The organism is Clostridium felsineum DSM 794 (assembly GCF_002006355.2).
Lineage (GTDB): Bacteria > Bacillota > Clostridia > Clostridiales > Clostridiaceae > Clostridium_S > Clostridium_S felsineum.
Window position 1 is genome coordinate 2076080 of record NZ_CP096980.1, and the last position, 13452, is coordinate 2089531.

The window sequence follows — 13452 nt, forward strand, 5'->3', positions numbered from 1 at the left end:
GAGCGATTAAAGTGAAAAAGAAAAGAATATTATCATTAATATCTGCAGTTGTTATGACAGCAATTGCTATTACAGGGTGTGCATCTAGTAGCAGTTCAAGTACTAAATTAGATAAAACGACTGTAATACTAGATTGGACACCGAATACAAATCATACTGGAATGTATGTAGCTTTAGATAAAGGTTACTATAAAGAAGAGGGTTTAGATGTAAAAATTCAACAGCCTTCAAGTGGCAGTGTTACTAATCTAATTGCTACTAATAAAGGAGATTTTGGTGTAAGCTATCAGGAAGATGTAACTTATGCTTTAACAAGTAAAACGCCACTTCCTATTAAGGCAATTGCAGCAGTTTTACAGCACAATACCTCTGGATTTGCAGCACCTAAAAGTAAAAATATTAAATCTATTAAGGATGCAGAAGGAAAAGTTTATGGTGGCTGGGGTTCACCTTCAGAGGAAGCAGTCATAAAGGCTATAATGGAGAAAAATGGAGCGGATTTTAGTAAGCTTAAAATAGTTAATATAGGAAATGATGATTACTTTGCAGCTACGAAAAAGAACGTGGATTTTGCTTGGATATTTGAGGGCTGGACAGGAATTGAAGCCAAATTAAAGGGTATTGATTTAGATTATGTAGCAGTTAAAGATTTAGATCCAGCACTTGATTATTATACCCCAGTTATAATAACAAATAATAAGATATTAAAAGAGAATCCAGATAAAGCTAAGAAATTTATGCGTGCTACAAAAGAAGGATATCAGTATGCAGCTAAACATCCAGAAGAAAGTGCAAAAATACTAAGAAAATATGCACCTGAAATAGATGAAAAATTAGCAGTAGAAAGTCAAAAATACATGGCAACTCATTATGCAGATGATATGTCAAAATGGGGAGAAATGAAGCCTAGTGTTTGGAAAAATTATGCTGATTTCCTAAAGAGCAAGGGGCTTATAAAGAAGGAGCTAAATGTTAAAGATGCATTCACAAATCAATTCTTATCAAAATAATAATAGAGTAAAGGTTATAGAAATCAAAAATATAACTAAAAGCTTTGATAAAGAAATTATACTAAAGGATGTTTCACTTTGCGTAAATAAAGGAGAATTTGTTTCGATTGTAGGACCTAGTGGCTCGGGTAAAAGTACTTTATTTAATATAATAGCGTCACTTATAGAAGTTGATAAGGGAGAAGTTAAAGTTTCTTCAGATATAGGTTATATGCAGCAAAAGGATTTATTAATGCCTTGGAAAACAGTTTTAAATAATGTTGTACTGCCACTTGACTTAAAGGGTGAAAATAAAAAGCAATCTAGATTAGAGGCTAAAAAGTATATTGAAATTATGGGCCTTAAAGGTTATGAAAATAAATATCCTTATGAGCTTTCTGGAGGGATGAAACAAAGGGCGAGTTTTCTTAGAACCTTTCTATCCTCAAGTGAAATAATGCTTCTCGATGAACCTTTTGGTGCACTTGATTCAATAACAAAAGGTAATATGCAGAAATGGATTCTTAAAATGAAAGATGTGCTTAAGAGAACTATACTTTTTATAACTCATGATATTGAAGAAGCTGTGCTTTTATCAGATAGAATATATGTACTGGGGTCAAAGCCGGGAAAGATAAAAGAGGAATTTAATATAGAATTTTTAAAAGAAGATAAAATAAAAAGGGAATTTTCCAAGGAATTACTAGAATATAAGAATAAAATAATTGAATTATTATAAATTTTAGCGGCAGAGATGCCGCTAAAATTTGCTTTTATTTTGATTTAAAAGGACAATGTCTATGTCTAGAAAGTCCTCTAAATCTTGGTATACACTTATTTACATCTATTACTGTAGGTATAAAAACTCCAGTTTTATTTTTTATGAATTGATTGACCTGTACATCTGTACCATTAGTTAATTGAATAAATTGAAATTTGTAATCATTTCCATCTGTACCTGTAACATAAATATTTTTTATATATCCATCCTTTTCTGTAGGGTGTCTTTCTTTTATTAGATGACACCAATCACCATAGGTTGTATCTACATAAAATTCTGCATTATGCATCCAACCATGATAAGGTGCACATAGAAAATCCTCTCCACGTAAATCAATATCAGAAATTTTATAATTACCATTTTCATAGATTAGGTATATAAAGCCATAATAATAGGCAAAGCTAGTGTTTCCTTTTACAGAAGGCTCTATGGTTTCTATTTCAAAAAAATATCTATAAATATCCGGAGAGTTAGTATTGTAAAGTCTATGAAGTTTTATTAAATTTATATGACCAACCTCGTTAAAAACACTAAGGTAATTGTTGTAATCAACTCTTTTTTTAAAATCATCATTAAAAAAGTTGTAGGATATAGGATAGGGTGCTTTACTATTTCCAATACTTCCACAACCACCTGTTGTTATTGAGGATGCTTCTCTTAAAAGGCTGAAATAGTTTATTATTGTGTTCTCCTCGGAATTGAACAAATAATTTGGCAACTTTATATCATTATAATTCCCAAAGTATTTATCAAAAAATTTATAATCAAAGTCCTTTATATTTATAGCAACTAATTTAGAAGGTCTAAAGTACTGTTCGTTAAAATTTAAAACCTCTGAATCATCCATATATAACCTCATACTATTATTGGTACATTAATAGTATATTTAAAACCTTAATAGTTGGTTAATAAAAGCATGAAGTTTCATCTTACCATATAAAAGGAAATAGGCAGTAGGTCCTTTTTTTATAATCATCAAATTCTTGTTTAAAATGTTCCTTTAAAGCTTTTTCTTCAATCTTTATTCTAATTCCATAGCAGAATATACAAATGATTAATACCACAATAGGTGCAAAAAAATTTCTAAATGAACATGCTATACCTACAAGACTAAGTATACTTCCCGTATAAGCTGGATTTCTTACATATCGGTAAAAGCCTTTTTGTATTAGATGCTGGTCAGATGTAGTTTGTACTGATAATGTAAAAGCCTTTTTTAATGTCCATACAGAATAGGAGCGGATTATTGTACCGGCTATTATTAATAAAATTCCTATATAGTAGAATACATGAGGAATAGTTAATCTTATTATATTAAAATCTGTAAAGTAAAAACCTACATAAAGGCTTAAAAAATATCCTAAAATTATTAGCCAAATTGAGCCTTTATCAGATTTTTTATTGCCGTTTCTCCCTCCCTTTGCAGTAAATATCCATATTAAAAATTCACATAAAAACATAAATCCTATTGAATAAAGAAATACATTATGTTCGAATGTATTATTAATTTTTGAAGCATCGAAAATATCCAAGAATATCACTCCATCTCACAAATTATTTCCTTTAGTAATTACTATTTTATGAATTTATGATATAGGTTTAAAGATGCCATAAGTAACAAGTAAAATAAAAAAATAAGTATATACATTACTTTAGTAACATATATACTTCAAATTTGTGTTATTATTTTAAAGATTCTATATACAGAGCTGAAAGTTGAGTTCTTCTTTCAAGATTTAACTTTTTTAATATTTTAGAGATACAATTTTTTACGGTACCTTCTGAAATAAATAGAATCTCAGATATTTGTTTATTACTATTACCATTGACAACGAGTTTTGTTATTTCTTTTTCTCTTTCAGTAAGAGAGTCTAGAAGAATATTTTCTTTTTTATTAGTTTTATTAGATAAATTCAGTGCATTTACAAGTTTTGAGGTTACTACAGGATCAAACATCATTTTATCCTCATAAGCCTCTTTGATACTTTTAAGTATATAATCTATTTCACTATCCTTTAAAAGGTAGCCGCTTATGCCATTTTTTATTCCATCAAATATGTAATTATCTTCATCAAAAGTTGTAAGTATGATTATTTTTACCTTTGGATATTGTTTTTTTACAAGTTTAGTTGTTTTTATACCGTCTAGCTTAGGCATTCTAACATCCATTAGTATAACATCAACAATGTGTTTGTTTAAGTTTTCTATAACTTCATATCCATTTTCTGCTTCACAAAGTACTTCTATACTATCATCAAGACTTAATATTTTTTTTAATCCCTCTCTTACAATAGTTTGATCGTCTGCAATCATAACCCTAATCATTTGAAACACCCCCTGGTATTTTAAGGTTTATTGTAAATCCTTTTTTATTTGAACTTTGGAAGGTTACCTCTCCATTTAAAGTCTCTGTCCTTTTTTTTATTCCATTAAGACCATTTGATGAGTTGATTTCACAGCAGCCATTACCATTATCTTGTATAATTAGTTCTATATCTGAATTGATGAAACTTAAATCTATATTAATTTCAGTGGAATTACCATGTTTCAAACTATTTGTGATGCCTTCTTTTATTATTTTTATAATATTATTTTTTATTTCCATAGGGGACTTGTCTATATTATTATCATAATTAAAGTTGATTTTCACTATGTTTAGCTTGTTGAATTTTTCGATTATAGTATTAATTTCTTTTTTGAAATCACAATACTCATCTAATTTCTTTATATTGTAAACAGTAGATCTTAAAGTAACTACACTTTCTTTTATAACAGCATCTATATCATCTAATTCTTTATTTATATCAGCTTTATCTTTTATAGCCTTCAAATATTTTATATTCATTGAAAGAGCCATGAGGGAATGACCTATGGAATCGTGTAGTTCTTGAGAAATTCTATTTCTTTCCTCATATAATAAAAATTCCCTTTCATTGAAGGAGTATTCTATGAGATCAGCATTAATTATTTTAATTTTATCTCTTTCATCTTTGAATTTGTGTACAAGAGTAAAAACAAACAGAACGATTAAATATAAAATAATTGAATACGTAATTGAGTTGATTTTTTCATGCACAGGATATTTTGTAAAAAATAATATTCTAGGAATAATTACGATCATATAGGTTATAGAATGCAAAATAATAAGAAATCTTTTGAATAATACATTTTTTATTTCAAATATATCATCCAATATAACAAAATAATAGACATTATCACAACTTCCAAAAAGCCATATAAATGCATAAATTATAATAGAGATACTTATAAATAGTGTAGTGTTTTTTTTGCTTTTAACATTATAGGCAATTAGAAAAATACTAAGTAAAATTAAGAGAAAATAATTAACAATAACTACTTTAGAATTTATATAAATGGTTAATATAGTAAAGATTAAAAGAGCATATCTAAATTTGGATTTGATGATATCCCATAAAAAAATAAGTTTATTCATATATTTAAGCTATCCTTTCTTTTATAAGATTCATATTGCCTTGTTAAGAATAATTCTTGGAGATATAAGAATAAGTTAATTCTACAATACATTAAAATTTTTTACAATAAAGAAGAGGGGATTATGCAAAGTATAATGCATAATTATATAAATGAGTGAAACCGGTATAATAGAACAAGACTTAAACGTACAATTATTTGTAATAAATATTAAAAAAAGTATTTACAATTTGTGTAACAAGAGGTATAATTAACTTGAAGTTAAGGATTATCAAAATAAAAATGTAAAAAAAATCAATAAACTTAACTTTAAATCACATTTAAGGAGGTGAAATGAGTTAGCACTTATGTAAAAAAATAAATACTATAATAATTATTTTGTACATTTGTGCAATCGGTTGCAATTACAAGACAAACTAAAAATACTACCATTTAGATTTAAAGAATTGTTAAGGGGGGTAAATTCAAATGTGTAGTGGTAAAAAAAGTGTATTAAAGAAAACCTTATATTGTTTTATGGCTATGGCATTGACATTAAATACTATACCTGAGGTAATAAGGCCAGTGAGTGTAAAAGCTGTGCCAAATATGAAAACGATATCTAAAACAAAGGAAATTAAAGCGAATACAGCGGCATCTGGTTTATCAGTAAAATTAAATAGTGATACTTTACAAATTATAAATGGTTCAGATGAGACAGATATTCAAGTATGTGAACCTCAAGTTGTAAAAGTTGACTACAAACCAGCGGGTAAATCTAGTGATGATACTTTAGTAGTTGATCCTAATAAAACTTGGAATACAGGAAATATAGTATCTAGCGATTTAAATTCAGATCCAATGGTAATAAAAACACAGAAGATGACGATTAAAATAAATAAATCTGACTTGACCATGAGTGTATACGATTCCAATGGAAAGTCAATTATAACTCAACAATCTATTGCTCAGAAAAGTGTAAGCTTTACTCATAATTCAGGAGATAGATTTTATGGAGTAAATGGTTACAGGGTTTGGGATGATTCAAGCCAAGGAATGCTTAGAAATGGAAATACACAGGTTTATGCAGGTAATCAGGGCCATTGTGGAGCTCCATTTGTATGGAGTAATGACGGATACGGTGTACTTGTAGATTCAGATGGAGGAAATTTCTCAATAGGAGATACTTCACTTCAATATAATAATAGTTCTAAAGCGGATACAGAATACTATTTGATGCTTGGAAATCCTAAAGATGTTATTTCGGAAGAATCAGATGTATCTGGTAAAGCACCAATGTTTCCTAAATGGGCAACCGGTTTTACCAATACTCAATGGGGATGGGACAACCCTTTATCAGGAACTGGAACTGATGAAGATAAGCTTAAAAATGTATTAAATACCTATCGTTCTAAGCAGTTACCAATAGATAATTTCTGTCTTGATTTTGATTGGAAGAAATGGGGACAAGATAATTATGGTGAATATAAATGGAACACAGATAATTTCCCTGATGCTGAAAGTGGTCAGTTAAAGGCTTATATGGATTCCAAAGGACTTAAAATGACAGGAATAATGAAACCAAGAATACTTGTGGATTCTGTACAAGGTAGAGAAGTTGCAGCTAACGGTTGGTGGCTTCCAGGTGATAGTCCAGCACAAGACTATTGTTCAAAGAAGATTATGGAAAGCTTGAATTTTGCATTACCAGAGGTTAGAGCTTGGAATTGGAAAAATGTTCAGGATGCTTTTGACAAAGGAATTTCTGGTTTCTGGAATGACGAATGTGATGAAAATCCTAACTTCGGAAACTTTGGAAACATGAACATGGAAAGATCTATATACGATGGGCAAAGGGCGCATACTAATCAAAGAGTATGGTCACTTAATAGAAACTACTACACTGGAGCACAGAGATATTCTTATGGAATGTGGTCTGGTGATATATCAACAGGCTTTAATAACATGGCAAATCAGCGTGAAAGAATGCTTTCAGCAGTTAATTTAGGAGAAGCTAGATGGGGCATGGACACAGGTGGATTTAATGATGGAGACCCAACACCTGAAAACTATGCAAGATGGATGGAATTTAGTGCATTTACACCTATATTTAGAGTACATGGACAAGATAATAAAGTTCGTTATCCATGGGCTTTTGGTTCAACAGCAGAAGCAGCTGCCAAAAAGGCTATGCAGTTGAGATATAGCTTAATACCATATATATATTCATATGATAGAAGCTTGTCACAAAGTGGATTAGGACTAGTAAGATCACTTATGATGGAATATCCTAACGATCCTAACACTGCAAATGATAAAGAAGCATGGATGTTTGGAGATTATATGCTTGTATCTCCAGTAGTAGATCAAGGACAAACATCAAAGAATATATATCTACCAGAAGGAAATTGGACAGATTATAGTACAGGAAAACAATACACAGGCGGCCAAACTATAAATTATGCTGTGGATTCAACTAATTACAATGATATACCATTATTCATAAAGAGTGGTGCAATCATACCTACACAAGATTTTGAAAATTATGTAGGTGAAAAAGCAGTAACTAATTTATATGTAGATGCTTTCCCAAGCGATGAGACTACAAGCTTTGACTATTATGACGATGATGGATCTACTTATAATTATGAAAATGGATCTTATTTCGATCAAAAGATGACTCTCAAAACTGATGCTAGTTCAAAATCAGCACAATTTAATATAGCAGCCAATAAAGGAAGCTATACTTCTGATTTAAAAAGCTATATAGTAAAGATGCATGTACAAGGTAATGGACCTGTTACTGTTAACGGACAAGCATTAACTCAATATTCAAGCTATGATGAGTTGAAAAATGCTTCAGGAGAAGGATATGCTTTAGGAACTGATACTTACGGAAACGTAGTATATGTAAAAGTTAAGTCTGGTGATGCTAAGAGTATAAGTGTACCTTGCAAAGTAAATCCTGTAGTTATGACAGCTGCTGCAAATCCAAAAGGCGGAACTTATTATGGTTCACAATCAGTTTCACTTACATCATCTAAAAAGGATGCAGCAATATACTATACACTAGATGGAACAACACCAACAACAAATAGCACAAAATATACAGCACCAATCACATTAAATCAAGGTTTAAATCAAAAGCTTAATTTTATAGCTGTAGATTCTTCAGGAAATGAGTCCCAAGTATATACTGAAGTATACAATATACGTAAAGCTTCAGATGGTATAACATTACATTTTAAAAATCCAAATGGATGGGGAGCACCAAACATATATTATTATGATCCTACTGGAACATTAACAGGTCCATCATGGCCAGGAGTTAAAATGAATAGTGAAGGAAATGGATGGTATTCATACACTATTCAAAGTTGGGCAAATGCAAAGGTATTATTTGATGATGGCAAAAATCAAACTCCAGGTGCAAATCAGCCAGGAATTGATGTTACGGGAGAAGAATGGTATAAGGATGGTAAATTATATCAATCTAATCCAGAACTAAATGTTAGTGCTAGTGTTAAAGGTGGAACTTATAGTACTTCACAAACTGTAAGTCTTACATCCTCAATGAATGATGCAACAATATACTACACACTAGATGGGTCTACCCCAACAACAAGTAGTGCAAAATATACAGGACCAATTACAATAAATTCAACTACCACACTTAAATTTATTGCAGTAGGTTCACAAGGTAATCAATCTGATGTATATACTGAAGTATACAACATAAACAAAGCAGGGAATTCTGTAACAGTACACTTCAAAAATCTAAGTGGATGGGGAGCACCATATGTATATTACTATAATGCTTCTGGACAAATAGGTTCATCATGGCCAGGAACTAAAATGAATAATGAAGGGAACGGATGGTACTCATATACTATTCAAAACTGGACAAGTGCAAAGGTATTATTTACTGATGGCAATAATCAGACACCAGGAAAAAATCAACCAGGATATGATGTTACAGGAGAAGAGTGGTATGAAAACGGTACATGGTATAAGAATAATCCTGACTCAGCATCATTAAAATCTGCCTTAAAGGTTAGTAGCAAAGAAAAGGTTATGGGTAATGATGTAAAAGCTTTGGTTGATAATGTTACATTAAGATTACTTCCAGCATAAATATATTTATAAAATACAATATAATCGGTCTTACGAAAAGTAAGGCCGATCTTTTTATATCTTAAGGTTATCTATTTATGAAAGTTTTATCACATAAGTTTCACATAAAGTTTTGATATTTGTACAGTAAATTTAAGTTATAATCCTTACATAAAATAATTATTTTAAGAGAACAACTATAGGGGTATCTAAGTTATTTAAATTAGAAATTCTATAGAGGGAGGGAATATTAAATGAAGAAACTTAAATTTACTAAGGAAAGAATAGCCTTAAGTATAATTGTACTAATATCTATAATATTAAATTTTGTTAATCTCAGTATAGAGGGATATGGAAACTCATATTATGCATCAGCTGTGAAGAGCATGACCATGAGTTTTAAAAATTTCTTTTTTGTATCCTTTGATCCATCAGGTTTTGTGACAATTGACAAGCCACCATTAGGGTTTTGGCTTCAGGCAATTTCAGCAAAAATATTTGGATTTAGTGGAGTAAGTATATTATTACCTTCAGCACTAGCAGGTGTAGTTTCTGTAATATTAATATATATAATTGTTAAAAGACAATTTGGAAGTATAGCGGGATTATTATCTGCACTATTTCTTGCTATAACTCCAGTTTTTGTGGCGGTAAGTAGAAACAATACTATAGATAATATTCTTGTAATGTTTTTATTATTTGCTATGTGGGCACTTACGATTGCTGCCGAAAAAGGAAAAATGAAATATTTAATAATAAGTTTAGCACTTGTTGGTGTTGGTTTTAATGTGAAAATGGTTGAGGCTTATTTAGTAGTTCCAGCTATTTACATAACATATCTTCTTACAACAGCTACATCAATTAAGAAGAGGCTTATACATTTAACTTGCGGAACTGTTATATTAGTATTTGTTTCTTTATCTTGGGCAATTGTTGTTGATTTAGTTCCAAAGTCCAGTAGACCTTATGTAGATAGTAGTTCAAATAATACAGTAATGGAACTAATATTTGGACATAATGGCACGGAGAGACTATCCTTTGGAACAAAAACAGGACCAGGAGGTGGTTCAAAACCTAGTGGTCAAAGCAGAAAAATGCAAGGAGTACCAGGAGGTCAAAGCGGAAATAAGCAAAGAGGTTCAGGAGGACCAAGTGGTAGTATGCAAGGGGGACCAGGAGGACAAGGTGGCAGTATGCAAGGAGGTCCAGGAGGACCTGGTGGACAGAATAGTAACTCAGCACAATTTCAAACTTCTATGTTTGGCGGAACTGTTACAGCTGGTGTAACAAGATTATTTAGTAAAAATACATTAGCGGATCAAGTAGTGTGGTTTATACCACTAGCTATATTTGGATTTATAGCGTCTGTCTTAAAAGAAAAATTAAGATTACGTTTAGATAACAAGAGGAAACAGGCTATAGTAATGTGGTTTATGTGGTTTTTTCCTGAATTTTTATATTTCAGCTTTAATACAGGTACATGGCATCCATATTATTTGACTATGTTTGCGCCTCCAACAGCAGCACTAGCAGGAATAGGTATCACTTCTCTATGGGAACTCTATAAAGAAGGTGGATTAAAAGCTTATTTATTGCCATTAGCATTTTTAGCAAATGGAGCGGCTCAAATACTTATGCTTTCATATTTTGTTAATTCTATAAATATTGCCAAGATATTAATTGTATTGGTTGCTGTATTAAGCATAGTATCAGCAATAATGCTTTTTGTATTGAATTTAATGGGCAAAAAAATTGAGGATTTAAAGAATATAAATATTAGGAGGAAATTAGCGCTATTTGCATTGCTTGGAACAGTAATAACACCTTTTGTAGGTTCTGCTGCAGTTATTCAAAATAAAGTCAATAATTCATTCCCAGTAGCAGGTTTAGAACTTCTGCTTAAGAGTAATGGTTCAAAAATGAGAGGACCAGGTGGAGGACAACAAGGCGAAAACTCTCAAAATTCAAAGCTAATTAAATTCTTAGAAAAGAATAAAACTGCTAATCAAAAATATTTGTTAGTAGTTCAAAATTCTAATTCTGCATCAGAAATAATAGTAAGTACCGGTGAATCAGTAATGTCTCTAGGTGGATTCATGGGAAATGACAAGATACTTACACTAGCTCAGTTTAAAGAATTAGCAAAAAAAGGTGAAATAAGATATGTAATGACTGGCGGAATGGGCGGAGGAAACTCCAGCAGTGAAATAATGAATTGGGTAAAGAAGGTAGGAAAAGCTGTAGCTACCACTGAATATAGCAGTAATAAAACACAAAATATTGGAGAAAGCAAAACTTTAAGTAGTACAAATCAAAAAACAAATACAAATAATAGCAAAAACTCAAATATCAAGTCTAAGAACTTTGGTGGTTCAATGGGATCAGAACAATTATATGATTTAAAAGCTTATACAGATAGCTTTAGTAAATAAATTTTAGTTAGGTGGTAATATTATGAGTATAAGAAAAGCAGTTATTCCAGCAGCTGGATTAGGGACTAGGTTCCTTCCAGCTACAAAAGCTCAGCCTAAAGAAATGTTACCTATAGTTGATAAACCCACAATTCAGTATATAGTTGAAGAAGCAGTAGCCTCAGGAATAGAAGAAATACTAATAATAATAGGAAGAAACAAAAAATCAATAGAGGATCATTTTGATAAATCGGCAGAGCTTGAAGAAGAATTAAAAAATAACAATAAGGATGAACTTCTTAGCGTAGTTAGAAAAGTAAGTAACATGGTTAATATATACTATGTTAGGCAAAAGGAACCCATGGGATTAGGTCATGCTATAAGTTTGGCAAGAGGTTTTGCTAGAAATGAAGCTTTTGCAGTTATGCTTGGGGATGATATAGTTGACAGTAGGGTGCCTTGTTTAAAGCAGCTTATGAATTGTTATGATAAATATAATACCTCCGTATTAGGAGTTCAAGAAGTAAATGCTAAGGATGTATCAAAATATGGTATTGTGGATGGTATAGATGTTGAGAATAAGGTATGTAAGGTGAAAAAACTAGTTGAAAAACCAAATGTAGAGGAGTCACCATCTAACATAGCAATACTTGGAAGATATATAATAACGCCTAGTATATTCGAGATACTAGAAAATACAAAGCCAGGAAAGGGTGGAGAAATACAGCTAACAGATGCTTTAGAAGAATTACTAAAAAAAGAAGCAATATATTCTTACTGTTTTGAGGGAAAAAGATACGATATTGGAGATAAGCTTGGGTTTATAAAAGCAAATATTGAATTTGCACTTAAGAATGATAAATTAAAGAGTGGTCTTAAAGAATACTTGTTAAGTATAAAATAAAATTATAAGAATAAAGTGAAGAAAAACTTAAAAAAGTAATTCTTCACTTTATTTTTATACAATTATTAAAAGAAAATTTATGGATTATACAAGTTTTACTTTATATTCCTTAAGCCAAAAATTAACTTGAAGCAGATATGCTATTAATTGAGGACCTTTCATAAGTTGACCAAACCAAGGTGTTTTGTAAGAAGCTCCTCCGGTATCTATAAGTTCATTTACTGTTTTTAAATCTACTATATCTAAAAGAGGAGAAGTTTTATCAGCAACTACTTGTTTTAGCCATTTTTGAACTAGGGCTGTATATCTAGGATCAAAGGTTTTTGGATAAGGACTTTTCTTTCTTTCTATTACATCCTTTGGAAGTACACCTTCAAAGGCTTTTCTTAAAACTCCTTTTTCTCGTCCATTTAAAAACTTGATTTCAGGTGGTATATTAAAGGCATATTCAACTAATCTATAATCAGCAAAAGGAACTCTCACTTCAAGACTATTTGCCATACTCATTCTATCTTTTCTAGTTAAAAGTGTTATCATAAACCATTTTATATTAAGATAGAATAACTCTCTCATTCTTTTTGCGTAAGGAGTATCCTCATCAGAAACAGGAACATTATTTAAATTTTCTTTATATTTTGCATCTACATATTCCTGAAGGTTTATAGATTTTAAATCATGAGATAAAAGGCTAATTCTATCATTTACAAACCTAGACCAAGGGAAGGTATTTGCATATATCATTTCTTTTCTCATGAACCAAGGGTAGCCACCAAATATTTCATCTGCACATTCACCTGATAGTGCAAAGCGGATGATAAAGCT

9 protein-coding genes and 1 pseudogene are annotated in these 13452 nt (G+C 30.8%); 5 read left to right on the forward strand and 5 right to left on the reverse strand.

What is annotated here, in order from left to right; translation table 11 throughout:
* The first annotated feature begins 11 nt into the window (after positions 1-11).
* Both CLFE_RS09790 and CLFE_RS09795 read left to right on the forward strand, forming a co-directional pair.
* Positions 12-1010 (forward strand): ABC transporter substrate-binding protein, encoded by a 999-nt coding sequence (locus CLFE_RS09790; protein WP_077834692.1) that lies wholly within the window; start codon positions 12-14, stop codon positions 1008-1010.
* Positions 970-1728 (forward strand): ABC transporter ATP-binding protein, encoded by a 759-nt coding sequence (locus tag CLFE_RS09795; protein WP_077834691.1) that lies wholly within the window; start codon positions 970-972, stop codon positions 1726-1728. The genes CLFE_RS09790 and CLFE_RS09795 overlap by 41 nt, the downstream gene beginning before the upstream one ends.
* 34 nt (positions 1729-1762) lie before the next feature.
* On the opposite strand, the gene CLFE_RS09800 is transcribed toward CLFE_RS09795, so the two are convergent.
* From CLFE_RS09800 to CLFE_RS09815, 4 genes are all read right to left on the reverse strand, one after another.
* The gene (locus tag CLFE_RS09800; RefSeq protein WP_077852513.1) at positions 1763-2617 is read right to left on the reverse strand and encodes a hypothetical protein; all 855 of its coding nucleotides are present in this window, start codon (positions 2615-2617) and stop codon (positions 1763-1765) included.
* An 82-nt stretch (positions 2618-2699) separates the two neighbouring features.
* Positions 2700-3302: a methyltransferase family protein gene (locus CLFE_RS09805; protein WP_077894982.1), complete on the reverse strand. Its 603-nt coding sequence runs from the start codon at positions 3300-3302 to the stop codon at positions 2700-2702.
* Positions 3303-3453: 151 nt separating this feature from the next.
* On the reverse strand, positions 3454-4095 hold the full coding sequence (locus CLFE_RS09810) for a response regulator transcription factor (protein WP_077894983.1): 642 nt from the start codon (positions 4093-4095) through the stop codon (positions 3454-3456).
* Positions 4088-4891 carry a sensor histidine kinase gene (locus tag CLFE_RS09815; protein ID WP_250944762.1) on the reverse strand — a complete coding sequence of 268 codons (804 nt, stop codon included), beginning with the start codon at positions 4889-4891 and terminating at the stop codon, positions 4088-4090. Before CLFE_RS09815 ends, CLFE_RS09810 begins: the two co-directional genes overlap by 8 nt.
* An 800-nt stretch (positions 4892-5691) precedes the next feature.
* Between CLFE_RS09815 and CLFE_RS09820 the strand changes: the two genes are divergently transcribed.
* From CLFE_RS09820 to galU, 3 genes are all read left to right on the forward strand, one after another.
* Positions 5692-9336, forward strand: coding sequence for a TIM-barrel domain-containing protein (locus tag CLFE_RS09820; RefSeq protein WP_077894985.1), 3645 nt, complete (start codon positions 5692-5694; stop codon positions 9334-9336).
* A 233-nt stretch (positions 9337-9569) separates the two neighbouring features.
* Entirely contained in the window at positions 9570-11747 is a 2178-nt protein-coding gene (locus tag CLFE_RS09825; protein WP_077894986.1) for a glycosyltransferase family 39 protein, read from the forward strand.
* A gap of 22 nt (positions 11748-11769) precedes the next feature.
* Positions 11770-12630: a UTP--glucose-1-phosphate uridylyltransferase GalU gene (gene galU, locus CLFE_RS09830; RefSeq protein ID WP_077894987.1), complete on the forward strand. Its 861-nt coding sequence runs from the start codon at positions 11770-11772 to the stop codon at positions 12628-12630.
* A gap of 84 nt (positions 12631-12714) precedes the next feature.
* Here the strand turns inward: galU and CLFE_RS09835 are convergent.
* Positions 12715-13434, reverse strand: a pseudogene (locus tag CLFE_RS09835) (asparagine synthase-related protein); the annotation flags it as partial.
* Positions 13435-13452: the final 18 nt, after the last annotated feature.

Excerpts from the sequence above, each read along its gene's own strand:
- CLFE_RS09795 (WP_077834691.1), top strand. The coding sequence starts at position 970 with ATGTTAAAGATGCATTCACAAATCAATTCTTATCAAAATAATAATAGA.
- CLFE_RS09800 (WP_077852513.1), bottom strand. The coding sequence starts at position 2,617 with ATGGATGATTCAGAGGTTTTAAATTTTAACGAACAGTACTTTAGACCT.
- CLFE_RS09810 (WP_077894983.1), bottom strand. The coding sequence starts at position 4,095 with ATGATTAGGGTTATGATTGCAGACGATCAAACTATTGTAAGAGAGGGA.
- CLFE_RS09815 (WP_250944762.1), bottom strand. The coding sequence starts at position 4,891 with ATGATCGTAATTATTCCTAGAATATTATTTTTTACAAAATATCCTGTG.
- CLFE_RS09820 (WP_077894985.1), top strand. The coding sequence starts at position 5,692 with ATGTGTAGTGGTAAAAAAAGTGTATTAAAGAAAACCTTATATTGTTTT.
- CLFE_RS09825 (WP_077894986.1), top strand. The coding sequence starts at position 9,570 with ATGAAGAAACTTAAATTTACTAAGGAAAGAATAGCCTTAAGTATAATT.
- galU (WP_077894987.1), top strand. The coding sequence starts at position 11,770 with ATGAGTATAAGAAAAGCAGTTATTCCAGCAGCTGGATTAGGGACTAGG.